Below are 25,109 nucleotides of genomic sequence, written 5' to 3'. Positions count from 1 at the left end.
GCGTAGATCCGCCGATGGCGGCAGTCAACGGCCCGGACGGGCCGCTATCCTGACGGACTTCCGGGGAGGGATGCACAGATGGTCGAGATCCAGCCGAAGCGGCCGCGCGACGCCCAGGCCACCCGCCAGGCGCTGCTGGACGCGGCGGCGGCGCTCTTCGCCGAGCGGGGCTTCGAGCGCGCCACCGTACGGGACATCGCGGCCCGCGCGGGCGTCAACCAGGCGCTGCTGTTCCGCTACTTCGGCTCGAAGAAGGCCCTGTTCGGCGAGGTACTGGAACGCAACGGCCGCGAGCAGCTGAAGGCCACGGCGCCGGAGAGCCTGCTGGAGGCCGCGCTGCGCGGAATGCTGCTGGCCGATGACGGGCGGCTGGGCGACCGCTCGCTGGAGGCGTTCCTGCGGTCCACCGGCGGCAGCGACGAAGTGGCCGCCACCGGAAGGCTGTTGGGGGACGAGTACGCCCGGGTGCTGGCCGGCCTCAGCGACCGGGAGGACAGCGACCTGCGGGCCGATCTGGTGCTGTCCTGGCTGCTCGGCATCGGGCTGATGCGGGTGGTGGTCGGCAAGGAACCGCTGGCCAGCGCCGACCCGGACGAGATCTGCGAACTGGTACTGGGCGCGGCCCGCACCCTGCTGGAGGGGCTGGCCGCGCCCGTACCGCCACCCGCGCCGTGACCGTCCCGGGCGGGCCGGGCTGCCCCGCGCCAGGCGGTCAGTGCTGCGCGGAGGTGGCGAGGGAGAAGTCGGCGAACTCGGCGCTCTCGGTCTTCTTCGGCCCCCAACTGGTGTCATGACCGCCGAAGAACGTGGAGAAGAACACACCGCCGAACGTGATGCCGGAGATACCCGAGGCGGCACCCGTTGCGCCGAGCACCCGCCGCCCGTCGTACCAGACGGTGATGTCGCCGGTGGAACGGTTCACCAGCTGCTCCACGGTGTGCCAGGAGCCGTCGGCCGCCCACTTCCACGCGCCGAGACCGAGGTCGACGCCGTATCCGGTCGGCCCGGAGTTGGTCGGGGTGTAGAGGTAGACCTCGCCCTCGTTGGGCGCGGACTTGGCGCGGAACATGTACCGCGTGGACCAGCCGTCGCCGTGGTTGCCACCGGACTCCTGGCCGATCTTCCCGCCGTACAGCCCCGGCAGCTTTCCGCCCTTGCCGAAGTCGAAGCCGGAGGGGAACCTCACCGCGTACTTCAGGTCCAGGGTGCTGGACTTCGCCAGATCGGACCGGCCGAGCTTGCTCAACTGGGTGTAGAACTGGCCGCCGCCCGGATTGGCGCAGTCCGAGCAGGAGTTGGCGGACGATCCGGCGCCGTACGTCACCCTTAGCGCCGAGCCGTCACCGGGGGCGGAGGCGTCGGAGACCTCCTTGAGGTCGGACCGGCCCCATGAGCCCTGGGAGGCGTAACCCCAGGAACGCTGCCACGCAGAGGAGTTGTAGCCGGTGAACTGACCGGTCCAGGGTCCGGACGCGGCCCGGGCGGGTGCGGCGGTCATCGATCCCGCTGTGACCGTGGCGGCGAGCGTCGCGATCGCCGTCGCGACGAGAGCCGTCCGGCGCTTCCTGGGATCCTGCCGACGGGAGTTACGGGACATCTCGCTCCTTGGGAGGTGGGTGCGGCGATGTGCCTGCCATGCCGACCGTTCAGATAGCCGAACGGTTGTCATGTATGCGTAACGGGCAGAGGAGAAGTTAGCCCGCCCGTGAGGCGATGTCCAGGGAAGCGGCGGATCCGGATACCACCAAGCTGACCACCGATCAGGTTCGTGAACGCCGTCCTCATCGTGGACGGTCCCCGGCGGGGCACCGCACCCATGGCAGTCTTGACCACCCGCGAACAACGACGGAGGAGACCGTTCCGTGTCGGAACACTTGATGGGCGAGGCCGATGCGTCAACCGTGGCCGCGCAGGAGCACCGGTTGCGCCGCGATCTCGGGTTCTGGGGTCTGACCTCGATCGGCTTCTCCAACATCGTCGGCTCCGGCTGGCTGTTCGCCGCCATGTACGCGGCGCAGACGGCCGGTCCGGCCTCGCTGCTGTCCTGGCTGGCCGCGGGTGCGCTGTGCGCCCTGGTGGCACTGGTGATGGTCGAGCTCGGCGCGTCACGGCCCGAGGGCGGCGGCACCGTGCGCTGGCCGCTGTACGCCAGCGGACGGCTGGTGGGCACGCTGATCGGCTGGTCGGCGCTGCTGTCGGTGGGCGGCACCGCGGCGGAGATCAGCGCGATCATGCAGTACGCGGCGCACTACCTGCCGGGCATCTACCACGGGCACCGGTTGACTCTGCCGGGTTTGGGGCTGGCGATCGCACTGAGTGTGGTGCTCACCGCGCTGAACTGGTTCGCGGTACGGATGTTCGCGCGGCTGAACAACCTCGTGTCGATATTCAAGATCCTCGTCCCGATCGTCACCATGGCCGCGCTGTTCGCCTCCGGTTGGCATTCCGGTCGGCTCACCGGTCATGGCGGCTTCGCGCCCTATGGGTACGCGGCCTGCCTGAGCGCGCTGGCCAGCGGCGGCATCGTGTACTCGGTCAACGGTTTCCAGGCGCCCCTGGACTTCTCCGGCGAGGCGCGCAACCCCCGGCGCAGTGTTCCCGCTTCTGTGCTCACCGGGATCGGCCTGGCCCTGCTGATGTACCTCGGGCTCCAGTTGGCGTTCCTGTTCTCCGTACCGGACAACCTCCTCGGTCACGGCTGGCGCGGTGTGGACTTCGAATCGCCCTTCGGCCAGTTGGCCTTGATCCTCAATCTCCAGTGGCTGTCCAGCCTGCTGTACGCCGACGCTGTGCTGTCGCCCGGCGGTTCGGCCTACGTCGGTGTGGCGATCGACGCGCGGCACACCTACGCGCTGGCCAAGAACGGGCTGCTGCCGCGTTTCTTCATGCAGGTCAACCCGCGCCATGGTGTTCCGCACCGGGCACTGGCACTGAACCTTGCCGTGATCATGGTGTTCCTGCTGCCGTTCGGCGGATGGCAGAACATCGTCGCCGTGATGGGCGACATGTACCTGCTGGTCTACGCGGCCTCCGCGGTGGCCGTCGCCGCGTTCCGAACCCAGACGACCAGCCAGACACCGCACTGGGTGCCCGGCGTGCGCTGGATCGCGCCGGTGAGCTTCGTGGTGTCCAGCGAGTTCGTCTACTGGTCGGGCTGGCACGATCTGCGGCTGGCGCTGCCGCTCGTGCTCGCCGGGCTGCTGGTGTTCCTGGCCATGTGGCGGGGCGGCTACGGAGCGGCGCTGCGGGACGAACTGCGCGTCGGGGCCTGGCTGGTGGTGTATCTGTCGGTGCTGACGCTGCTGTCCTGGCTCGGTACCTTCAAGGGCTCGGGACGGCTTCCCGCACCTTACGACTCCTTCACCGTCGCGGCGGTGTCGCTGGCGATCTTCTACTGGGCTGTCCGTTCCGGCGCCCGGCATCTGTCGCGGCCAACCGCGCCGGGGGCCTCGGCCCCGCCTTCGGCCTAGCCGGGCGCGGCAGCGCCAGGTCCACCGCACCGCCGCCGAGGCGGACGCCTCAGCCCGCGCCCGGGGGCGGCGCGGGCGGCCAGGTGCCGGGGTCGAGCAGCCCCAGTACGTACGCCCTGGCCACCAGGGCCGTGCGGTTGGAGGCGTCGAGCAGGGTGCACAGCCGCTTCAGGTGGTAGTTCACCCCGTCCGCGCTCAGCCCCACCACCCGGGCGACCGCCGCCGTGGTGTTGCCCGCCGCGACCAGCGCCAGGATCCGGGACTCCTGCGCGCTGACCACCACGGCCGCCCCGGCGCCATAAGGGCGCGCCGGAACCGCCTCCGGCTCCGCGTCGGGATGCAGGGTGACCAGGAGCGGCGGCGACTCGCCCTCCGGGTCGCTGACCGGCTCCACGACGAGCTGGCCGTCATGGCTCGTACCGCCCGCCGTCCACCGCACCCGCACCGGGTAGCGGGAACGGCGCCCGTGGCGAAGCGCCTCGTCGAGCTTGCGCAGTTGGCCGGAGCTGGTGGGGGTGAACAGATCCATGAGCTGACGGCTGGTCAACTGGCCGGGATGCAGCCCCCAGACGGCCGCGAAGGCGGGATTGGCGCCCGCGATCACGCCGTCGGTGTGGCTGATCGCTATGGGCACCGGGGACCGGTCGAGAAGGCTGATGAACCGGTTGCGCCAGAGGGCGGCCCGCTGCTCCGGCGTGTCCGCCATCGTGCGCTCCTCTCCGTCCCTGACCTCGGTTCCCCGCGAGCCGTCCGCCCCAGGCGTCTCTCCCCTGGTAGCACACATCGCCGTCCGCTGCCCATACGGACACGCCGCACCGACTACAAGATTGTGTAGTTCTTTGATCAGAATCGCCGCCGAACTCGGCGATCGTGGTCGGTAACGGCCCCGACACCACCGGGAGAGGCACCGGCCATGATCGACACCAGCACCGTCAAGATCCAGGCCCTCCGGGCGTACCCGGACCTGGAGTTGCCCACCGTCGACCTGTCGACAGCGGAACCCACCAGCACACCGCTGCAGCGCGCCATCGCCATCGCCCGTCGGCACGGCCCGTTCTTCGCCCAGCGCTTCCACGAGCGTGAAACGACGTTCGTCACCTCGCTGGAACTGGTCGAGGAGATCTCCGACGAGACGCGGTTCCGCAAGGGGATCGGCGTCGCCCTGGAGAACGTCCGCGGGATCACCGCCGACGGCCTGTTCACCGCGTACCACGACGAGCCCAACTGGGCCAAGGCGCACGACATCCTGCTGCCCGCCTTCGCACTCGGCTCCATGCGCACATACCACTCCACCATGCTCAAGGTGGCACGGCGGCTGGTCGACTCCTGGGACCGGCACCTGGCACAGGGCCGGCCGGTGCACGTCGCGGATGACATGACCCGGATGACGCTGGACACCATCGGGCTGTCGGGGTTCGGCTACGACTTCGAGTCCTTCCGCCGCAGCGATCCGCATCCGTTCGTCCAGGCGCTGGTGCGCGCGCTCGCCTACAGCCAGGAGAGCCTTGCGCGGGTGCCGGGAGTCGACTACACGGAGCACGACGAGGCGTTCCAGGCCGATGCCGCCTTCCTGGCCGAGGTGGTGGACGACGTGATCGACAAGCGCAAGGCCGACGGCGACACCTCCACGGACGACCTGCTCGGCCTGATGCTGGGCTCGCCGCATCCGGTCAGCGGGGAACTGCTGGACGAGGCCAACATCCGCAACCAGGTGATCACGTTCCTGATCGCCGGACACGAGACCACCTCCGGCACCCTGTCCTTCGCGCTCTACTACCTGATGAAGAACCCGCAGGTGCTGCGACTGGCCCAGGCCGAGGTGGACGCGCTGTGGGGCGACACCGCCGACCCCGAGCCGTCCTTCGAGGACGTCGGCAAGCTGCGCTACGTACGCCAGGTGCTCAACGAGACGCTGCGACTGTGGCCCACGGCAGCCGCCTTCCAGCGCGAGGCTCTCGCGGACACCGTGATCGGCGGGCGGTATCCGATCAAGGCCGGGCAGTGCATGGTGGTGCTCACGCCCATGCTGCACCGCGACCCGGCGTGGGGCGACAACGTCGAGGAGTTCGACCCCGAGCGCTTCGCACCGGAGACCGAGGCGGCCCGTTCCCCGAACGCGTTCAAACCGTTCGGCACCGGCGAACGCGCCTGCATCGGGCGGCAGTTCGCGCTGCACGAGGCCACCATGCTGCTCGGGCTGCTGATCCACCGCTACCGCTTCCTCGACCACACCGGATACCAGCTGCGCATCAAGGAGACCCTCACCCTCAAGCCCGAGGGCTTCACCCTGACCCTGGCGCCGCGCACCGCACAGGACCGCCAGCGCGGTGCCGCCTCCCGCACGGCCGCCCAGCACACCACCGCGGCCACGGCGGACGCGGGGCTGCCCTCCCGGGTCAAGCCCGGTACCGCCGTCACCGTGCTGCACGGTTCGAACTTCGGCACCTGCCGCGAGTACGCAGCCCAACTCGCCGACGTCGCGGGCGACCTGGGGTGCGATGTGACCGTGGCGGCGCTCAACGACCGCACCGCGGCACTGCCCGCCGAGGCCCCGGTGGTGATCGTCGCCGCCTCCTACAACGGCCAGCCCACGGATGACGCGAGCGCGTTCGTCACATGGCTGGCGGACGCGGAACCGGGCACCGCCGACGGTGTGCCCTTCGCGGTGCTGGGGGTCGGCGACCGCAACTGGGCGGCCACCTACCAGCGGGTCCCCACCCTGATCGACGCCCGCCTCGCGGAGCTGGGCGGCACCAGGCTGCTGCCGCGCGCCGAGGCAGACGCTTCGGGCGACCTGGCCGGATCCGTGGAGCGCTTCACCTCGGCACTGCGCGGCACACTGCTGGAACGTTACGGCGCCCCGGACGCGGCGCCGGACGCGCCCGACGGCCCCGGCCACACGTACGAGGTGACCGAGGTGGTCGGCGCGCCGCTGGACGCGCTCGCCGAGCGGCACGGAATGGTCCCGATGACGGTGGTGGGAACCGGCGACCTCGCGGATCTGCGACACCCCCTGGGCCGGTCGAAGCGCTTCGTGCGCGTCGCGCTGCCGGAGGGCGTCGCCTATCGGACGGCCGACCACCTGACCGTGCTCCCGGTCAACGATCCGCAGCTGGTCGAGCGGGCGATCCGGCTGATCGGCGCCGACCCCGCCACGCTGCTGAACATCCGCGCGCACCGCCCGAACCGCGGCACGCTCCCCCTCGACCGCCCGGTGCCGGTTCTCGAACTCCTCGGCCGCTACGTGGAGTTGCAGGACTCCCCTACCGCCCGGCAGCTGGCCCTGCTGGCCGACCTCAATCCGTGCCCGCCCGAACAGGCCGCACTGCGGGGACTGGCCGCCGAGGGCACGCAGGCCACCCTGCTCGACGTGATCGAGGACCACCCGGCCCTGCACGGCCGCCTGAGCTGGCCGGTACTGCTGGAACTGCTGCCCCCGATGCGTCCGCGCCACTACTCGGTGTCCTCCTCCCCCGCGGCCGACGCACACCATGTGGACCTGATGGTGTCGCTGCTCAGCGCTCCGGCCAGGTCCGGGCGCGGCACGTTCCAGGGCGTGGGCTCCGGGTATCTGCACCGGGTGCGGCCCGGGGACACGGTGTACGCACGGATCCAGCCGTGCCGCGACTCCTTCCGTATCGAGCCGGGTCAGGACACTCCCGTCATCATGGTCAGCGCCGGTACCGGTCTGGCGCCGTTCCGCGGCGCGATCGCCGACCGGCTCGCCCTGGTACGCCAAGGAGCCTCGCTGGCACCGGCGTTGTGCTACTTCGGCTGCGACCACCCGGACGTCGACTACCTGCACCGCGCGGAACTGGAGGGCGCCCAGGCGGAGGGCGCGGTCTCGATGCGGCCGGCGTTCTTCAAGTCCCCGGAGAACGGCCTCCCGTTCGTGCAGGACCGCATCGCCGCCGAGTCCGACGAGGTGTGGCGGCTGCTCACCTCCGGCGCCAGGGTGTACGTCTGCGGCGACGGCGCCCGGATGGCCCCCGGAGTGCGCACCGCCTTCCAGCGCCTGTACGCGCACCACAAGGGCGCGGACGCGGCGAGGGCGGAGCTCTGGTGGCGGGAGCTGGTGGACCAGGGCCGCTACGTGGAGGACGTCTACGCGAGCCGCTGACAGCACGACGGCCCTACCGCCCGCGCGGTAGGGCCGTACGTGTCGTGTCCGGTCAGACCGTCAGTGACTCCCGCTCGTCCGCCGTGGCGGAATCGACCGGCTGCGGGGCCGCGCCGCGCAGCGGGACGTGACGGATGAACCAGGCGAGGACGAACCCGACAGCGGCGATCGCCGCCCCCCAGGTGAAGATCGCGCCGATGCCGTTGACCACCGCGCCCTGGAACAGCTGGCGGGCCGCCTCGGGCAGGGCGCGCAGCGCCGCGGGGGTCATCTGGGCGGCCGAGCCGGTGTGGTGGGCGGCGGCGCCGTGGGCGGTCAGGTAGTCGCTCAGGTGGGTGGTGTAGAGCGCGCCGAGCAGGGAGACGCCGAGCGAACCGCCCATGTTGCGCAGGAAGGTCGACGCTCCCGTGGCGGCTCCCATGTCCCGCATCGGGACGCTGTTCTGGGCGATGAGCGAGGTGGTCTGAAGCAGACCGCCCATGCCCGCGCCGAGCACCACCATGTAGAGCGCGGTGGTGGTGCTGGAGGTGTGCACGTCCATAGTGGCGAACAGCGCGAGGCCGACGACGACCAGGGCGCTGCCGATGATCGGCAGGGCGCGGTAGCGGCCGGTCCTGGTGATGAGGACGCCACCCACCAGCGAGACAACCATGACCGAGATCATCATGGGCATCAGCAGCAGACCGCTGTTGGTGGCCGAGGCGCCCTGCACGAACTGCTGGAACTGCGGCAGGAATGTCACCCCGCCGAACAGCGCGAAGCCCGAGATGAAGCTCAGTGCCCCGGCGAGCGAGAAGTTGACGTCCTTGAACACGTTCAGCGGCATGATCGGGTCCGTCGCGCGCCGCTCCACGGCGACGAACGCGGCGAAGGCGACGACGGTGCAGACGGCGAGCGCGGCGATCTGCCAGGAGCCCCAGGCGTACTGGCTGCCGCCCCAACTGGTGATCAGCACAAGGGCGGTGATCCAGACGGTCAGCAGCGCGGCACCGCTCCAGTCGACGCGGGCGGCTCCGCTGCCGGAAGGCAGCCGCCGCAGGGTGAACCAGCACACCACCAGGGCGATGACACCCAGCGGCAGGTTGACGTAGAACGCCCAGCGCCAGGTCAGATGGTCGGTGATGAAACCGCCCACCAGCGGCCCGCCGATCATCGCCACCGGCATGACGGCCATCATCACGCCCGAGTACTTGCCGCGCTCGCGGGGCGGCACCAGCTCGGCCATGATCGCCATCACGCCGACCATCAGTCCGCCGGCGCCGAGGCCCTGCAGAGCGCGGAAGCCGATCAGCTCGGCCATGTTCTGCGACATGCCGGCCAGCGCGGAGCCGGCCAGGAAGATCACGATCGAGGACATGAAGCTGGACCTGCGGCCGTACAGGTCGCCCAGCTTGCCGCACAGCGGGGTGGCCACCGTCGAGGCCAGGATGTAGCCGGTGGTGACCCAGGCCAGGTGGTTCAGACCGCCGAGATCACCGACGATCGTCGGCAGCGCCGGGGCCACGATCATGTTGTCGAGCTGGGCCAGCAACATCGCGATGATCAGGCCGCTCATGGCGACGAGGATCTGGCGGCTGCTGAACCGAACACGTTCAGGCGATGCGGCGTCCGCGGCCGCCACGGTGTCGTTTGCCATGAGGTCCGTCCAAGGGATTTCCAGGGGATCCAACCCGCTCACTTACCGTCCGGTCAGTAAGCGGTATGATGAGACGGTAGCTTACTTACCGACCGGTCGGCAAGCGAGTGCCTGCGATGAGGGAAGATCGAGGGCGACGGACGAGAAATGAGGCACGAGATGGCAGAGCGGCGGCGCAAGGGCAGCGACACCAAGGCGGAGATCCAGGAGATCGCCCTCGAACTGTTCACGGAGAACGGCTACGAGGCGACCTCCATGCGGGAGATCGCCGAGCGCCTGGACATCTCCAAGGCCGCGCTGTACTACCACTTCGCGGGCAAGGAAGACATCATCCGCTCGCTGTTCGATGAGTACATGGAGGAGTTCGACGAGCTACTGGCCTGGGGCCGCAGCCAGCCCCGCGGCGCCGCGCTACGGGACGAGCTGCTGGCCCGGTGGGTGGACATGGCCGGTCGCCGCGGTCTGCAGATCGCCCGGTTCGCCGCCACCAACCAGCACGTCATCCGCGACCTCGCTCCCGACCGCGGCGGCGTACGGGGGCGCATCACCGAACTCGTCGACCTGATCCTCGGCCCGGACGCCGCACCGGCCGACCAACTGCGCGCCCGGGTCGCCCTGTTCAGCGTCAACCTCGCGAGCTTCGCCGCGCAGGACCTCAACTTGCCCGACCTGGACATCCTCACGGTCGCCCGCGAGGTCGCCGACACGCTGATGCCGGGCGCCGAGGGCTGACACGGCCCGCCAGGCGGTAACCGCACGTTACGCCTCGCGCCAGTGGCGCCGCGTGCGGACTCAGATGACCGGCGGTCGGCCCAGCCGGGTCATCCGCCATACCGTGGCCCACCGCATCGGACGGCGGGGCGGGCACGGGGTGCGCAGACCCTCGGCGAAGCCGCCGAACCACGCGCGAAGTCCCGCCGCCGACCGCGTGCGCGCGACGGTGAGCGCGGTCCACAGCCCCAGGTAGACGGGGACCAGGACGACGGGCAGGTGCCGCTTCGCGAGCCAGACCCGGTTGCGGGCGACCATGCGGTAGAAGACCGCGTGCCGGGTCGGCGAGGTCCACGGGTGCCGCAGCACCAACTCCGGCTCGTAGAGCACCTTCCAGCCCGCGTCCAGGGCCCGCCAGGCCAGGTCCGTCTCCTCGTGCGCGTAGAAGAACGGCTCGGGCCAGCCGCCGACCTCCTCCAACATCCGCATGGAAAGCCCGTGTCCGCCACCGAGGAACGTCGTCACATAGCCGCGCCGCATCGGATCCGCCGCGCGCAGGCGGGGGACGTGACGGCGCTGCGTGCGGCCCAGTTCGTCGGCGATACGGAAGCTGACGACTCCCAGCCGCTCGTCGGCCGCGTACAGTTCCACGAGCCGGGTGAAGACGTCCGGACTGATCAGCAGCCCGTCGTCGTCCAGGTCCACCACCACGTCGACGTCCCCGAACTCCCGCAGCCGGGCCAGGGCGGCGTTGCGGCCACCGGCGATGCCCAGGTTCTCCGGCAGTTCCAGCGCGGTCACCCACTCAGGGAGCGTCGGCAACGGTGAGCCGTTGCCGACGACCACCACCCGCGTCGCGGGTGTGTCCTGCTTGGCCACCGAGTCGAGCAGATCGGCCAGTTCGGTGGGCCTGGTGCCCATGGTCAAGATGGCGACGCCAACGCGCGGGTGACGCACGGATGAACTCCGTTCCTCGGATCGGGCGCTGGTGATGCTAGCCGCCATTGGGCGACTTTCCGGACGTTCCACGTCCCGTCGGCACGGCCCGCCCACGCTGACGGTGAGCCGGGACGTCCTCGCCGGGCTCGTCGGCAAGTCGGCTTCCTGGGTCAAGGCGATTGGGAAGGGTCGGCTCAAAAACGCCCAAGGGACAGCGGATCCAGCACACCTCTTGAAAGAAATCCACCACTTCTGCTTGGCTTCCGCACAACACCTGAACGTGACGTTCTCTCAGGCAACGTGAGGGACCGTCGCGCCCCCCACATCTCAGGGAATGAGCCATGCTCAAGCGACGATCGTTTCTTCTCGGGCTGGCGGGAGTGACCATACCCACCGCCGGAATCTTCACTTCCCGTGCCTTCGCCGGGCCGGCCTCGGCCGGCACCCTGCCGCTCACCGTGGTGAACAACTCCGGTAACTACGCCAACGGTTCGGTCCGGATCTACATCGTGGGCACCGACCTGGCCACCGGAAACCAGGCCTACGTCAAACCGGACGGCACGCTCGCCAGGGTGTCGCTGTCCGACAACGGGCCGGATGGATACACCGACTACTCCATCCCACTGGCCGCCTCCGGTGACACCCGGCTCACGCTGCCGAACATGTCCGGCCGGATCTACGTCGCCCTGGGCGACAAGCTGAAGTTCAAGGCGGTCACCGATGGCGCGGGCCGCCCCGCGCTCCAGTACCCGGCGGGCTGGGTGTCGTCCGACCCCAACTACCAGGTGCTGCACGACTTTTCGGAGTTCACGTTCAACTCCGGCGGGATGTACTGCAACACCACGGCCGTCGACCAGTTCAGTGTGCCGCTGGCGCTGCGGCTGACCGGCGCGGCCGACCAGACCACCGGAACGATCCGGCAGGGCGGCCGGGACGCCGTCTTCTCCGCGGTGGCCGCCGCGCCCGGCTTCGACAAGCTGGTCGTCGGGAACAAGCTGCGGGTCATCGCCCCCGGACACGGGCTGGACTCCGGGCTGTTCTCGTCGTCGTACTACGACTCGTACGTCAACCAGGTCTGGGACACCTACCGGAGCACGGATCTGACGGTGACCGTCAACTCCGGTACGTTCACCGGCCGGGTCAGCGGTGACACGCTCACCTTCAACGGCCCCCGCTCGGTCTCCTTCTCCCGACCGTCCACCCGTGACGTGCTGTACTGCGACGGTGCGCTCGCCGCGCCCAACGACGGAACGACAGGACCGGTCGCGGCGGTCCTGGGCGCCGGGTTCAACCGCTCCGTACTCGCCGCCCAGCACACCCAGCCGGTCACGGACCCCGGCGCGTTCTACACCGTCGACACCACCAACCACTATGCGAAGGCGGTGCATTCGGCGACCGTCGACGGCAAGGCATACGGCTTCGCCTTCGACGACGTCGCCGGGTTCGCCAGCTACATCCAGGACTCGGCACCGACGGGACTGACCCTGACCCTCACACCCTGGTGACGCCCGTTACCACCGGTGATGCGCCGGACGGCAACGGAAGCTGACGTCCCGTCACCTGCCAGCCGTAAGAGCGGGGAGCGGCCGAGGGCGGCCCCAACTTTCCGGCATCCCTCGCGCCGTTCACCCCAACCGGCTCGCCAGCAAGGGGAACGCACATCATGAGCCGACTCAGCCGTCTCACGCAGCGCACCGCCGTCCTCACGGTCACCGTGCGCCGAGGGAGGCGGGGCTTCAGTCGCACGTGCCGCCGTCCGCCGGCATCAGGCCGGTGCGCAGGAAGCGGTCGGCGCGTTGGCGAACGCATTCGCTGAGCCGGTAGGCGACATGGCCCTGCCCCCGGTAGGTGAGCACCACGCCGACACCGGTCGCCTCGGCCATCCGCCGCGCGCCACCGTACGGGGTGACCGGGTCGGTGGCCGTCGCCACCATCAGGATGCGCGGCGCGCCCTCGGCCCGTACGTCACGCCAGGAGTCGTCCCCACCGCCGACCCACCCGGTGCACGCCAGCAGTTCGTGCACGCTCAACGGGCCGAGGATCGGCGAGGCCCGCACCAGGCTGGGCAGTACCGCCTGCGCCTCCTGCGGGGTGTAGCGGTCGGCGGTGTCGCGGCAACGTACGGCCAGGCTCACGGCGTACGCGTTGTCCGCCGGAGGGTCACCGGCGCGAGCGGGCCGGGCCGCGCCGCGGCCGCCCGACCCGGTCGCACCGCCGAGCCGGGCGAGCGGCAGGCCGTCGTGACGGACCAGCAGGGCGCGCAGCGCCAACCGCAAGGCGCGCCATTCGCGCTGGTCGAAGACGGAGTCGGCGATGGCGCGGCTGAAGGTCTGCTGGTCGAGTTCCGCACCGCGTACGGTCAGTGGATGGCCGTCCAGCGCGTCATAGCCGCGCCGCAGCCGGGCCTCGGCGTTGTCCACCGCGCCGTGGAAGGGGCACTCCGCGGTGTGCCGGCGCAGGCAGTCGGCGAGGAAGTCGCGGATGCCGCGTTCGTCCTCGTTGGCCCGGGCAAGGGCCATCCGCTTGGTGTCCAGAGTGGGGTCGACGATGCCGTCGAGCACGAGGCGCCCGGTGCGGTGCGGGAACTGGTGGGCGAAGACCGCGCCGAGTTGTGAACCGTACGACATCCCGAAGTAGTTGAGCTTGCGGTCGCCCAGTGCCTGCCGCAGCACGTCCAGGTCGCGGGCGATGTTGGTGGTGCCGACGTACGGCAGCATCGGGCCGGACAGCCGCGGGCAGTCGTGTGCGTGATCGGCGTACTGCTGGGCCTCCGCGCGCAGTTGCACCGCGGCGTCATCGGCCGGGTCGCCGCCGCTCGGTGCGGCCGTGTCGGCCGACGCCGCGACGGGGGCCGCGCCTCGCGGGTCGACGCAGGTGAGCGGATGGCTGCGGCCCCAGCCGCGCGGGTCCAGTCCGACCAGGTCGTACGACTCGCGCAGCCGCAACAACCCGCCTACACGCGCGGCGAGTTGGTCGACGCCCGAGGTGCCGGGGCCGCCGAAGTTGAACACCAGCGAGCCCAGCCGGTGCCGCGCGCCGTGGGCCGCGAAGCGGCTCACCGCCAGCGAGACGCTGCCCTTCGCCGGGGCGGAGTAGTCCAGCGGCACCTTCAGCCAGGCGCACTGCATGCCCGAGACCGCGGCGCCCACCCGCACGGCGCCGCTCACGCCGTGCCGCCCGCAGTGCGTCCAGGTGAGGGTCTGCTGGTAGTAGCGGCGCAGGTCCGGCCGTGGGTCACGGGAGTCGGAGGGCGGGTTGAACGGCGCGTAGGGCAGGGTGGCCGCGTACGCGAGCACGGCGAGCACCAGCACCACCACGGCGAGCACGGCGAGCACGATGATCCAGATGCCGCCCGGTCCGCGGCGTCCCCGCATACCGGACAGCGGCGATCGTGACCGGACGAGACCCATGCCGTCACATTAAGTGGCGCCCCACGGCCGCGCACGTGGGATGCGTCCATACGGCGACGCCGCGATTCCTTCACAGCTTGAAGGCGGCAACCGCGTTCCATCGACTCGTGCTTGAAGTCTTGACAGGTACGCGTCGCCAGAGGAGGCTCACGCAGCACCGTTCCAGCACCTCAGGACGGTGGCGCCCCCTGCGGCGCCTCGATCACGTTCGACGTCGTACGAGGTCCCCCACCCCCTGGCGACCGAAAGGCACAAGTGCAGCGATATGTTCAACATGTCGAGGAAGCGGCCCCCCGGCCAGCCCAGCCGGCCACCCGGCAGATCACCGTCGTGGCCGCGTAGCACCCCACTGCTGCGGAGAGCCTCCCTGCTGACCGCCACGGTCACCCTGGCCGCCGCCGCGCTCGCCGGTTCGGCGGGCGACGCGGCCGCCGACCCGGCACCCGGCGCGCCCGGTGCGAACGCGTTCTGGAACGAGCCGCACGTCCAGGGCTTCGCCGACGCGCTGTCCGCCCAGTCGAAGGTCTGGTACACCCTCGGCGACGGCGAGTTGCAGAACGTGTTCTACCCGCAGGTCGACACCCCGGACACGTTCGGGCTCCAGTACTACGTCACGGACGGCTCGTCCTTCACCGACAGCGAGGTGGCCAACACCAGCCACGCCGTCTCCCTGGTCGATCCCACCTCGCTGGAGTGGCAGCAGACCAACGCCGCGAGCAACGGGAAGTACAAGATCACCAAGACGTACGTGGCCGACCCGGCCCGCTCCGTCGTCCTGGTGCGTACGACGTTCCAGAACCTCTCCAGCGCTCCGCTGTCGCTGTACGCGCAGTACGACCCGGCGCTGGGCAACGACGGAATGGGCAACACCGGGGCCACCGACGGCGGCACCGGTGATCTGACCGCGGCAAACGGATCGGTGGCCAGCGCGCTGGCCGCGTCCACCGGGTTCACCGCGTCCTCCACCGGCTACGCGGGCACCGCCAGCGACGGCGCCAACGAGCTGACCAGTGGTCACCAACTGAGCACTCCCGGGCAGACCGCTCCGACCGCGGGGCACATCGCGCAGACCGCCCGGATCCCGGTGGCCGCCAGCGGCAGCACCACCTTCACCCTCGCCCTGGCCTTCGGCAGCAGCACCAGCGCGGCGGTCAGTGATGCCACCGCCTCGCTGGGCGCGGGCTTCGACACCGCCGAGAGCGGCTTCCAGTCCGGCTGGCACAACTGGCTCGGCGGGCTCAACGCGCCGCCCGCGTCGGTGACTTCGGGCTCCAAGCTCAAGCAGCAGTACGAGGTCTCGCTGATGGAGGTGAAGGCGGACGAGGACAAGACCCACGTCGGCGGTTTCGTCGCGGCTCCGCTCACCCCGTGGGGCGGCAGCGTGAGCGCCGACAGCGCGGGTGCGCACGGCTACCACCTGGTGTGGACGCGCGACGAGTACCAGATGGCCACCGCCCTGTTGGCGGCCGGTGACACCACCGATGCCAACGACGCGCTGACCTACGTCCTCGACTACGAGGAGACATCCAGCGGTTACGTCAAGCAGAACAGCTGGCTGGACGGCACCCAGGAGTGGGGCGGTGTCCAGGAGGACCAGGTCGCCTTTCCGATCGTGCTCGCCTACCAGCTGGGCAGGACCGACGCGACCACCTGGTCGAAGGTGAAACTGCTCGCCGACTACATCGTCAGCAACGGCCCGGCCACCGGCCAGGAGCGGTGGGAGGAGAACGGCGGCTACTCCCCGTCCACGATGGCCGCCGAGGTGGCCGGGCTGGTGTGCGCCGCACAGATCGCCACCGCGAACGGCGACTCCTCGGAGGCGGCCACCTACCTGGCGAAGGCCGACGCCATCCAGTCGGCGGTGGACTCCGACACCTACACCACCACGGGGCCGATCGCCGGTGGTTCGTACTACGTGCGGATCACCCCGAACGGCAATCCCAACAACGGTGACACCGTCTCCGTCGCCAACGGCGGTGGAACGTACGACGAGCGGGCCGTTGTCGACCAGGGTTTCCTGGAGCTGTCCCGGCTCGGGGTGAAGCCCGCGTCGTCGCCGCAGATCGGCAACTCGCTGGCGGCCATCGACGCCACGATCAAGACGGTCATCCCCGGCTACGGCACCTACTGGGGCCGCTACAACCACGACGGCTACGGCGAGACCGCGTCCGGCGGCGACTACACGGGTGCGGGCGTCGGCCGACCGTGGCCGGTGCTCAGCGGGGAGCGCGGCGAGTACGACGTGCAGACCGGTGACCTGACGGGCGCCCAGGCCATGCTGACCTCGATGGCCGACGCGGCCAACTCCGGCTACCAGATCTCCGAGCAGATCTGGCCCGGCGCCAGTGCGGACGGCTTCGCCCAGGGACAGCCGGACAACTCGGCGACGCCGCTGATGTGGACCATGGCGCAGTACGTGCGGCTGGCCATCGACATCTCGGCGGGCAAGACGGTGGACACACCGGCGGTCGTGGCCCAGCGGTACGCCAACGGCAGCCCGCCGAACCAGGTCTCGGTCACCTTTGACGAGAACGCCACCACGTCCTGGGGCCAGAACGTGTTCGTCGTGGGCTCCGTTCCGGCGCTGGGCTCGTGGGACCCGGCCAAGTCCGTGCCGCTGTCCTCGGCGTCGTACCCGGTGTGGAGCGGCACGGTATCGCTGCCGGCGAACTCCGCTGTCCAGTACAAGTACATCAAGAAGAATCCGGACGGCAGCATCACCTGGGAAAGCGATCCCAACCGCTCGTACACGACCGGCGCTTCGGGTTCGGTCACACTGAACGACACCTGGCGCTGATCCATCCGCCCGGCACCCTCCGGCCCGTCCCGACCATTCGGGGCGGGCCGCAGCGCTTTCGGGAGGCCGTCGCCTATACCACGCCTCCGGCACTGCGGTATCCCAGCGGCCCGCGAGCACGATGCGGAATCGGACCGGAAGGGGTGGTACCGTTATTGCACTGTGGGGACAACAAACGGCCCGAGCATACTGCGAGTTGGCCAGAATTCAACTATTCGCCTGGCGTTTTCCTTCCAGCCGCAACCGGCTGGAAATCGCCTGCTCGCCTGCCCCGGTCACCGCGGCTACAGCTAGCGTGCTCCCCGCCCGCCGGAAATACTCCCGAAACATGGGAGACGGACCGCTGCCATCGGCACGACGCGGCCCGTGCGGCGGCACCGCACCCGTCAAGTGATCTCACAACCATGTGACGTCACTCTCCTTCGCATGCCACAAAGCAGGAATAGATGCCCGTTCAACAAACAACGGAACTCATACGCTTCGTGCGTCGCAACTCACCGTTCTACTCCGAGCTCTACGCCGGTCTGCCGGACCACGTAACCGAGCTGACGGACCTTCCGGTGGTGCCGCAGGCCGAGTTCTGGCGAGCCAACTCACCGCGCGGCAATCGCCTGTTGACCGGCCCGCTTGCGGAAGCGGTGGTCTTCAAAAGCGGTGGCACCACCGGGGCGCCGAAATTCTCCTTCTATACACGCGACGAGTGGCTCGAATTCACCACCGCGTTCGGGGAGAACCTGGTCGGGGCCGGACTGCGGCCGGGGCACCGGGTCGCCGACCTGTTCTACGCTGGCGAGCTGTACGCCAGCTACACGTTCATCCTGGACTCGCTCCAGCACTCCCCCGTCGGCAACGTACGGCTGCCGATCGGCGGCGCGGCACCTCTGGAGTCGACCGCGCACACGCTGGAGGAGTTCGACGTCGAGGTGGTGGCCGGAACGCCGACCACGCTGTGTTCACTCGCCGACCACCTGATCGCGTCCGGACGTCAACTCCCTCGCGTCGAGCTGCTGTTCTTCGGTGGCGAGAGCCTCTTCTCGGACCAGCACCGACTGTTGTCGCGGGCCTTCCCCAACGCCCGTCCCCGCTCGATCGGTTACGCGAGCGTGGACGCCGGACTGCTCGGCGCCGCCGTACCAGGCGACGACCCCCGGGTGCACCGGACGTTCTCGCCGTACACCGTCATGGAGATCCTGGACGAGCACACCGGGCACCCCATCACCGCCAACGGTGTGCCGGGCCGCGCCGTGCTGACCGACCTGCGGCGGCGGCTGATGCCGATCCTGCGCTACCCCGTCGGCGACCGTGCCGAGTGGGTGGACGTCGACGCGGGGCACTTCAGGATCCTCGGCCGCTCCGAGGAGGGCGTGCGAGTCGGCCCGGTGTCGCTGTACACGCAGGACGTGCACGACATCGTCAGCGCCGCCGACCTCGCCGGTCGGGTGATCGGCATCCAACTGGTGACCCGCCGCTGGGACGGACGCGACGGTCTGGTGCTGCGGATGGCGACCGACCAGGACACCACGGGACTCGACGAGTTGGCCGCGGCCGTCGTCAAGGAGCTGGTCGCGGCCCGCCCGCTGTACGGCCAGGCGGTGCAGGCCGGGCACATCCATCCGCCGACGGTCGAGTGGGCCCGCATGGGCGAGATGGCGGTCAACCCCCGTTCCGGCAAGCTGATCCGGGTGCTGGACGAGAGGCCGCGGTCATGACGGCGACGGCAAGCACGCGGCAGCTGCCCTTGGTGCTGCGCAACCGGGCGTTCGGCGCGGTCTGGTCCGCCCAGGTGCTCACCCAGGCGGCCAACCGGATGTTCCAGGTCGGTGCCGTGTGGTGGCTGGTCGGCTACGCCATCGGCGGTGACCGGGGGCTGGCCTCCGGTGCCTTCCTCGCGGTGAGCACACTGCCCGCGGTGGCGCTCGCCCCGGTGGTGGCCCGGGTGATCGCCCGGTGCCCGCACCGGGAGGTGCTGCGGGTGTCGGCCGCCGTGGCGGGCGTCGTCGCGGCCGGCGTGGCCGGCTGGGCGTATCTGCACGCGCTTGCGCTGGTGGCCGCCTACGCGGCGGCGCTGGTACTGGCCGCCTGCCAGGCCCTGTTCGACCCCTGTCTGACCACCTCGGTACCGGAGTTGGTCGACGACGCGGACATCGAGGCGGCCACCGGGTTCGAGCTGTCCACCCAGTCTCTCGCCGGGCTCGCGGGCGGACTGCTGGGGCCACTGGTGGTGGACGCCGGTGGCTTTCCCGCGGTGCTCGCCGGATGCGCGGGAGCGTATCTCGCGGCGGCCGGTCTGCTCGGTCTGGCGCGCTTCGCCGTAGCCCCGGCGCCGGGACCGGACGAGGCGCAGGGCCCCGTCGAACGGCGGACGTTGCGGCAGGTGCTCACCGGACACCCGCTGGTGCGCTGCGTGTTGCTGTGCCTGACGGCGGCGAACCTGTTCACCACCTCCGTCTACGTGGTGATGCCGCTGTACACGCGCTCGGTGCTGCACTCCGACGGCAGCACGGTGGCCACCTTCGAATCGGCCCTGGGCATCGGGGCGTTGGTGGGGTCGTTCACCGGTCGGCGACTGCCGGGCGGTCCCGCGACCACCGGCGGTGCCTGCCTGGTGGCGATGGCCGCCGCGCTGGGGCTGCCGGGTGTGGTCGCCAACCAGGCCGCCGTCGCGGGCGCCCTGGTGATCGCCGGATGGTGCGTGGGCGCTGTCGGGGTGCGGTTCGTAGCACTCTTCCAACGGCTCGTTCCCACCAGGGACAAGCCGGTGTTCTTCGCGGCCATGCAGGCACTGCTGGGGGCGACGTTCCCGGTCTCCTCGCTGGTGTTCGGCTTCCTCGGCGACCACCTCTCGCCTCGGTCGCTGTGCCTGATACAGGCGGCCGGGCTGGTGCCCGCGGCCCTGGCGCTGTGGCTGCTGGGCGGCCGCAACCAGAGTGAACCCGTCGAGGACGACGAGCCGCTGGACGCGGCCGTGGCGATGGCAGGTGAGCGGTGATGACCATGACGATCACGTCGGCGACGCTGCGCGACATCGCCGATCTGCGGCAGTTGTACTTCGACGTCTACGGCCACGGCTACCCCGTGGCGCTCGGCAGCGACCCGGCCGTGATGCGGCGGCTGATCGCCGACCCGAACACCTTCTGGCTCACCGCCCGCCGTAGCGGCACCGGTGAACTGGCCGGTTCCGCGGTCGTGCAGACCGATCCGGGCACCCGCGTCGGCAAGCTCGTCGGGCTCGCCGTGCATCCCGCGCACCGCCAGGCCGGCCTGGCCGGGGAGCTGACCGGCTCCGTGTGCGCGGCGGCCTTCGACGGCGGCTGCGTGGACTCGGTCTACGCCACGGTCCGCATGGTCACCCGCGGCCCGCAGAACGTGGTGCTGCGCAACGGGTTCGTACCGGTCGGCCTGATGCCCAACGCGGCCGAGGTCGAGGGCTGCGAGAGCCTGGCGCTGTTCGTGCGCTACGCCGACGGTGTGCTGACCCGCCGGGAGCAGGTGGCCGAGGTGCCGGAGGCGCTGCTGCCGCTCCTGCGTGCCTGCGCGGACAGCACGGGAATCGGCTTCGGCCCGGTGGCCGCGGCACCGGCCGCCGCCAACCCGCCGCGTTCCGCCCGGCGTTCGGGGGCCGGCTTCGAACTGCTCGACGCGCCCGGCTTCGTACGGCGCCGGTTCCTGGAGCTGTTCCCCGATCCGGCCAGCCGCTTCTTCCCGCTGCACACGCCGAACGCCGTACTGCTGCCCGGCGACGGCCGCTTCGAGGCGTACGCGCAGCTGGACCGGGCGGCCGGGAGCTGCGCGCTGGTCGCGGTGCATCCGCACCTCGGCGCGGTCACCGACTCGCTGGAGCCGCTGATGGACGCGGTGGCGCGGGCCGGAGCGGACTACGTGGAGGCGCTGCTTCCGCTGGCTGACACCGCGGGCCTTGCCGCCTTCCTGGCCCAGGGATTCGTGCCCGGCGCCGTGTACCCGGCGATGCGCCGGGCCGCCGACCGCTTCCACGACTACGTGGTGCTCTCCCGCACCAGCCGTCAGATCGACTTCCGCGACATCGCCGCGGACGGCCTGCTCCAGGGGTACCTGACGGCCTATCTGACCGCCTGGACATCGACGTACCTGCCCCTTCCCGAGGTTGTCTCATGACCCCCGCCGCCCCGCCCAACCCGCACCTCGCCCCCGTCGAGGTCCCCGACCCCGCGGCACTGCCCCACGTACAGCGGCTGTGCGACCTGGCCGATCCGTACACCACCGACGCCGACGAGCTGTTCGGGGCCGCCATGGGCGAAGCCAACGCCTGGCACGCCGAACGCTCACCGTTCTTCCGCTCGCTGCTCGCCGACACCCCGAACGGCACCCTCGGCCCGGTGCGCGCCCCGCTGGTGCACGCCAACTTCTTCAAGCTGCACGAGGTGCTGTCCATCCCGCGCGACGAGGTCTTCCTGCATCTGACCTCCTCCGGCACCAGCGGCCAGAAGTCGCAGATGTTCTTCGACGAGTGGACCATCCGCGCGGCCCAGCGCATGGTCGCCCGGATCTTCGACTTCTACGGGTGGATCACTCCCGACCAGCCGGTCAACTACCTGCTGTACAGCTATGAACCGGCGCCCGAGATGCGGCTGGGCACCTCGTTCACCGACAACTACCTGTGCGACTTCGCCCCCGCCCGGCAGGTCACGTACGCCCTCAGGCACACCGGCAGTAGCCATGAGTTCGATGTCTTCGGCGTGCTGAACGCGCTCCAGCGCTACGCGGACGAGGGGCTGCCGGTACGCATCCTGGGCTTCCCCGCGTTCCTGCACTTCACCCTGGAGCGAATGCGCGAACTCGGCGTGCCGGCAGTGCGGTTGCCGGAGGACTCACTGGTGGTGCTCGGCGGCGGCTGGAAGGGCCACACCGACCGGCAGATCCCCAAGGACCGGTTCTACGCGGCCGTCACCGAGCAACTCGGCATCCCCGGCGAGCGGATCCGCGACACCTACGGTTCCGTCGAGCACTGCGTGCCGTACGTGGAGTGCGAACGCCACCGCCTGCACGTACCCGTCTGGTCCCGGGCGGCCGTGCGCTCCACGGAGACGCTGGAGCGACTGCCCTACGGCGAGCGCGGTTACCTGCACCTGGTCTCCCCGTACATCACGTCGGTTCCGGCGCACAGCGCCCTGATGGGCGACCTCGCCTCACTCCAGCCGGGCGAGGCGTGCGAATGCCCGCTGGGCACCGACTGGTTCACCATCCACGGGCGCGCCGGACTGAGCCGCAACCGCAGCTGCGCGGTGGCCGCCGCCGAACTACTGAAGGGAATGGCGTGAGCGACGCACGCGCGGCCGCCGAGCCGCAGAAGAATCCGATCGCCGCACCTGCGCCGCGTGGGCGGAGAAGCGAACAAGAGGGCACCAGCGCCAACCACCACTTCTGGCAGGGGGCGTTCATCGACGACGCCGAGGCGGCCAAACGGCTGGCCGACCTTCCGGCCGCCGTGGAGCGGGCACTGGCCGAACCGTTGGACACCGAGACGGTGCTGGCCGCCTGCGACGCGCTCAGCGCCGCGCTGCGCGACCCGGCCCGGGACGTACGCGCCCGGCTGGCGCGACCGCTGGTCGACGCCGGTACGGACGCCGAAGAGGCGGACGCGGTGCTCACCGAGATCGCGGCGGCCATCAGCCGCACCGCGCTCACCCGCAAGCTGCGCAGGGAGTTGGGCGGTCCCGCGCCGGAGCGGCTGACCCGGCCGGACGCACGCGCCACGGTGTTCGAGGCATGGGCGCCGGTCGGTCTCGTGGTGCACATCGCACCGGGCAACTCGGCGGGCGTGGCCCCGCTGAGCGTGATCGAGGGCCTGCTCGCGGGCAACGTCAACGTCCTCAAGACCAGCAGCGGTGACACCGCGCTGGCCCAACTCCTGCTGGCCGAACTGGCCGCGGCCGACCCGACCGGCGCCATCGAGGCCCGGCTGATCGCGCTGCGCTTCCCGTCGTCGCGACAGGAGTGGCTGCGGGACATCTGCGCACCCGCGGACGCGGTGGCCGTGTGGGGCGGCGAGGCGGCCGTCGAAGGGGTGGCCGCGCATGTTCCGGCGGGCTGCCGACTGGTCGAATGGGGCCACAAGATCTCGTTCGGCTATCTGACCCGCGATGTCTGGGCCGATCCGCGTACGCTGGCCGAGCTGGCGGCCGACGTGTGCCGCTTCGAGCAACAGGCCTGCTCAAGCCCGCAGGTTGTCTACCTCGACACCGACGACACCGAAGAGGTCTTCGACTTCGCCCGGCGTTTCGCCGCCGTGCTCCGCGAGGTCTCGGCCGAGCGCCCGGCGCCGGAGACCGACGAGGCGGCCCGCGCCGAGATCACCACCACCGAGCTGATCGCCCGGCTGGAGAGCCATCTCGGGCTGACCCAGGTCCTCACGGCCGAGGACGGCTCCTGGCGGGTACTGGCCGACTCCCGGCCCGCGTTGACCGCCTCGCCGCTGCACCGCAGCATCTGGGTCAAGCCGCTGCCTCGATCCCGGATGACCTCCGTGCTGCGGCCGATGCGCCGGTACCTGCAGACCGCGGCGATCGGCGGCAGCAGGGCGGACATCGCGGCGCTGTCCAGGGCTGCCATCGCGGCCGGTGTGCTGCGGGTGACCCCGGTCGGCGCGATGCCGGACAGCTACCACGGCGAGCCGCACGACGGTGTGTACGCCCTCCAGCGCTACAGCCGACGGGTAAGCGTCCAGGCAGACGACCAGTTCGCCGACGTCGCGTGCCTGGACGACCTGGTGCGTCCGATCACCACGCCCGCGCCGCCGACCGGGCCGCTGCTGGACAAGGCGGGTGTGCAGCGCGCGCTGCGTGACATCGCCCCGGACGACGCCCAGTTGTACTTCCGCAGCGGCGGCACCACGGGGTCCCCCGCACTGTCGGTCTTCACCCACGACGACTACGACACGCAGATGCGCGCCTCCGCGCACGGCCTGCTGGCCGCCGGGTTCGACCCACGGCACGACAGGGCGGCGAACCTGTTCTTCTGCGGCGGGATGTACGGGAGCTTCATCAGCTTCTTCTCCATCCTGGAGCGGTTGACCGCCACCCAGATCCCGATGGCCGCGGGCCCGGACCACCGGGCGATCGCCGAGGCGCTGATCGAGTACCGGGTGGACACCGTGTTCGGCATGCCGTCCTACCTGTGGCAGCTGTTCCACTCCCAGGCCGACCTGCTCCGCCCGTACGGCGGGATACGCAAGGTGTTCTACGGCGGTGAGCACTTCACCGCGGAGCAACGCCGCACGCTGGAAACCGACTTCGGGGTGGAGGTGATCCGCTCGGCCGCCTACGGCAGCACCGACCTCGGACCGCTCGCCTACCAGTGCGCGTACGCCGAAGGCTCGGTGCACCACCTGCTGACCGAACTGCACACCCTGGAGGTGCTCGACCCGCGGGACGACCGTCCGGTGCCGGACGGGCAGCCCGGTCGGCTGGTGTTCACCAGCCGGGTACGGCAGGGCCAACGCCTTGAGCGGTACGACATCGGCGACCTGGGCCGCACGGTGCCGGGCGAGTGCGGCTGCGGCAGCCGCACCCCGCGCATCGAGCTGCTGGGACGGCACGGCGATGTGGTGCGGGTGGGTACGTACTTCTACAACTACCGCCAGTTCGTCCGCACCGCGCAGGAGCGGTTGGGCTACCGCGGTGAGTTGCAGATGGTGCTGGCCCCCGGCGCCGACCGGGAGCACCTGACGCTGCGCCTTGACCGTCGGTACGCTCCGGACCCGAAGGCGGCGCGTACCGCGTTCCTGGACGGCTGTCCCGAGCTGCGGGGCGCGGTGGACGAGGAACTGCTCGACTGCTCGGTGGAGTTGATCGACACGGACGACTTCGAGCGCACCGCGACCAGCGGGAAGCTGCGGTCGGTGATCGACAGGAGGGGCACCGGCAGCTGAGCTGCGCCGCGCCGCCACGGGAGGGAGGGGCCTGCCGTGGCGGCGGCTGCGGTGGCCGGTGTGACTTCGCGTGGTTGGTGCGGCCCGCGTGGTTGGTGCGGCGGCCTCCCCAATCGCGCG

The 25,109-nt window shown here is 70.6% G+C and carries 16 protein-coding genes; 11 read left to right on the top strand and 5 right to left on the bottom strand.

All coding sequences use genetic code 11. The features are described 5' to 3' along the window. Positions 1 to 78 precede the first annotated feature (78 nt). Positions 79 to 675, top strand: coding sequence for a TetR/AcrR family transcriptional regulator (locus P3G67_RS31460; RefSeq protein WP_276096540.1), 597 nt, complete (start codon positions 79 to 81; stop codon positions 673 to 675). 37 nt (positions 676 to 712) lie between these two features. Here the strand turns inward: P3G67_RS31460 and P3G67_RS31455 are convergent, their stop codons facing one another. Next, on the bottom strand, positions 713 to 1,597 hold the full coding sequence (locus tag P3G67_RS31455) for a polysaccharide lyase (protein WP_276096539.1): 885 nt from the start codon (positions 1,595 to 1,597) through the stop codon (positions 713 to 715). A gap of 280 nt (positions 1,598 to 1,877) precedes the next feature. On the opposite strand from P3G67_RS31455, the gene P3G67_RS31450 reads away from it, so the two are divergent. Then, complete coding sequence (locus P3G67_RS31450) at positions 1,878 to 3,470, top strand: APC family permease (protein ID WP_276096574.1); 1,593 nt, start codon at positions 1,878 to 1,880, stop codon at positions 3,468 to 3,470. A 49-nt stretch (positions 3,471 to 3,519) separates the two neighbouring features. Here P3G67_RS31450 and P3G67_RS31445 read toward each other — a convergent pair whose 3' ends face one another. After that, complete coding sequence (locus P3G67_RS31445) at positions 3,520 to 4,176, bottom strand: PAS domain-containing protein (protein WP_276096538.1); 657 nt, start codon at positions 4,174 to 4,176, stop codon at positions 3,520 to 3,522. Positions 4,177 to 4,383: 207 nt separating this feature from the next. On the opposite strand from P3G67_RS31445, the gene P3G67_RS31440 reads away from it, so the two are divergent. Beyond that, positions 4,384 to 7,590, top strand: a complete 3,207-nt coding sequence (locus tag P3G67_RS31440; protein WP_276096537.1) for a bifunctional cytochrome P450/NADPH--P450 reductase — start codon at positions 4,384 to 4,386, stop codon at positions 7,588 to 7,590. Positions 7,591 to 7,642: 52 nt separating this feature from the next. On the opposite strand, the gene P3G67_RS31435 is transcribed toward P3G67_RS31440, so the two are convergent. Further along, on the bottom strand, positions 7,643 to 9,268 hold the full coding sequence (locus P3G67_RS31435) for an MDR family MFS transporter (RefSeq protein ID WP_276096536.1): 1,626 nt from the start codon (positions 9,266 to 9,268) through the stop codon (positions 7,643 to 7,645). Between the two features lie 117 nt (positions 9,269 to 9,385). Here P3G67_RS31435 and P3G67_RS31430 point away from each other — a divergent pair, with 117 nt between their 5' ends. Beyond that, a complete protein-coding gene (locus P3G67_RS31430) occupies positions 9,386 to 9,958 on the top strand; it encodes a TetR/AcrR family transcriptional regulator (protein WP_276096535.1) in 573 nt (190 codons plus the stop codon). Between the two features lie 60 nt (positions 9,959 to 10,018). Here P3G67_RS31430 and P3G67_RS31425 read toward each other — a convergent pair whose 3' ends face one another. Then, complete coding sequence (locus tag P3G67_RS31425) at positions 10,019 to 10,894, bottom strand: glycosyltransferase family 2 protein (protein ID WP_276096534.1); 876 nt, start codon at positions 10,892 to 10,894, stop codon at positions 10,019 to 10,021. Positions 10,895 to 11,217: 323 nt separating this feature from the next. Here P3G67_RS31425 and P3G67_RS31420 point away from each other — a divergent pair, with 323 nt between their 5' ends. Continuing rightward, a complete protein-coding gene (locus tag P3G67_RS31420; RefSeq protein ID WP_276096533.1) occupies positions 11,218 to 12,381 on the top strand; it encodes a glycoside hydrolase family 64 protein in 1,164 nt (387 codons plus the stop codon). Between the two features lie 231 nt (positions 12,382 to 12,612). Here the strand turns inward: P3G67_RS31420 and P3G67_RS31415 are convergent, their stop codons facing one another. Further along, entirely contained in the window at positions 12,613 to 14,286 is a 1,674-nt protein-coding gene (locus P3G67_RS31415; RefSeq protein WP_276096532.1) for an alpha/beta hydrolase, read from the bottom strand. Between the two features lie 274 nt (positions 14,287 to 14,560). Between P3G67_RS31415 and P3G67_RS31410 the strand changes: the two genes are divergently transcribed. The 6 genes from P3G67_RS31410 to P3G67_RS31385 all read left to right on the top strand — a co-directional run bounded on the left by P3G67_RS31410 (position 14,561) and on the right by P3G67_RS31385 (position 24,989). Further along, a complete protein-coding gene (locus P3G67_RS31410) occupies positions 14,561 to 17,083 on the top strand; it encodes a glycoside hydrolase family 15 protein (protein ID WP_276096531.1) in 2,523 nt (840 codons plus the stop codon). A gap of 446 nt (positions 17,084 to 17,529) precedes the next feature. Continuing rightward, positions 17,530 to 18,792 carry a phenylacetate--CoA ligase family protein gene (locus P3G67_RS31405; protein WP_276096530.1) on the top strand — a complete coding sequence of 421 codons (1,263 nt, stop codon included), beginning with the start codon at positions 17,530 to 17,532 and terminating at the stop codon, positions 18,790 to 18,792. Then, a complete protein-coding gene (locus tag P3G67_RS31400) occupies positions 18,789 to 20,072 on the top strand; it encodes an MFS transporter (RefSeq protein ID WP_276096529.1) in 1,284 nt (427 codons plus the stop codon). The genes P3G67_RS31405 and P3G67_RS31400 overlap by 4 nt, the downstream gene beginning before the upstream one ends. Beyond that, on the top strand, positions 20,072 to 21,217 hold the full coding sequence (locus tag P3G67_RS31395; RefSeq protein WP_276096528.1) for a GNAT family N-acetyltransferase: 1,146 nt from the start codon (positions 20,072 to 20,074) through the stop codon (positions 21,215 to 21,217). Before P3G67_RS31400 ends, P3G67_RS31395 begins: the two co-directional genes overlap by 1 nt. Next, positions 21,214 to 22,380: a LuxE/PaaK family acyltransferase gene (locus P3G67_RS31390; RefSeq protein ID WP_276096527.1), complete on the top strand. Its 1,167-nt coding sequence runs from the start codon at positions 21,214 to 21,216 to the stop codon at positions 22,378 to 22,380. The genes P3G67_RS31395 and P3G67_RS31390 overlap by 4 nt, the downstream gene beginning before the upstream one ends. Continuing rightward, entirely contained in the window at positions 22,377 to 24,989 is a 2,613-nt protein-coding gene (locus P3G67_RS31385; protein WP_276096526.1) for an acyl-CoA reductase, read from the top strand. Before P3G67_RS31390 ends, P3G67_RS31385 begins: the two co-directional genes overlap by 4 nt. The last annotated feature ends 120 nt before the right edge of the window (positions 24,990 to 25,109 follow it).

Source organism: Streptomyces silvisoli (assembly GCF_029269905.1).
In the GTDB taxonomy this organism is placed as follows: domain Bacteria; phylum Actinomycetota; class Actinomycetes; order Streptomycetales; family Streptomycetaceae; genus Streptantibioticus_A; species Streptantibioticus_A silvisoli_A.
The sequence above is the reverse complement of the archived record's forward strand: the minus strand, read 5'-3'. Positions and strand labels throughout refer to the sequence as shown.

Excerpts from the sequence above, each read along its gene's own strand:
- P3G67_RS31440 (WP_276096537.1), top strand. The coding sequence starts at position 4,384 with ATGATCGACACCAGCACCGTCAAGATCCAGGCCCTCCGGGCGTACCCG.
- P3G67_RS31450 (WP_276096574.1), top strand. The coding sequence starts at position 1,878 with ATGGGCGAGGCCGATGCGTCAACCGTGGCCGCGCAGGAGCACCGGTTG.
- P3G67_RS31460 (WP_276096540.1), top strand. The coding sequence starts at position 79 with ATGGTCGAGATCCAGCCGAAGCGGCCGCGCGACGCCCAGGCCACCCGC.
- P3G67_RS31405 (WP_276096530.1), top strand. The coding sequence starts at position 17,530 with ATGCCCGTTCAACAAACAACGGAACTCATACGCTTCGTGCGTCGCAAC.
- P3G67_RS31430 (WP_276096535.1), top strand. The coding sequence starts at position 9,386 with ATGGCAGAGCGGCGGCGCAAGGGCAGCGACACCAAGGCGGAGATCCAG.
- P3G67_RS31415 (WP_276096532.1), bottom strand. The coding sequence starts at position 14,286 with ATGGGTCTCGTCCGGTCACGATCGCCGCTGTCCGGTATGCGGGGACGC.
- P3G67_RS31390 (WP_276096527.1), top strand. The coding sequence starts at position 21,214 with ATGACCCCCGCCGCCCCGCCCAACCCGCACCTCGCCCCCGTCGAGGTC.
- P3G67_RS31410 (WP_276096531.1), top strand. The coding sequence starts at position 14,561 with ATGTCGAGGAAGCGGCCCCCCGGCCAGCCCAGCCGGCCACCCGGCAGA.
- P3G67_RS31420 (WP_276096533.1), top strand. The coding sequence starts at position 11,218 with ATGCTCAAGCGACGATCGTTTCTTCTCGGGCTGGCGGGAGTGACCATA.
- P3G67_RS31395 (WP_276096528.1), top strand. The coding sequence starts at position 20,072 with ATGACCATGACGATCACGTCGGCGACGCTGCGCGACATCGCCGATCTG.
- P3G67_RS31400 (WP_276096529.1), top strand. The coding sequence starts at position 18,789 with ATGACGGCGACGGCAAGCACGCGGCAGCTGCCCTTGGTGCTGCGCAAC.
- P3G67_RS31445 (WP_276096538.1), bottom strand. The coding sequence starts at position 4,176 with ATGGCGGACACGCCGGAGCAGCGGGCCGCCCTCTGGCGCAACCGGTTC.
- P3G67_RS31455 (WP_276096539.1), bottom strand. The coding sequence starts at position 1,597 with ATGTCCCGTAACTCCCGTCGGCAGGATCCCAGGAAGCGCCGGACGGCT.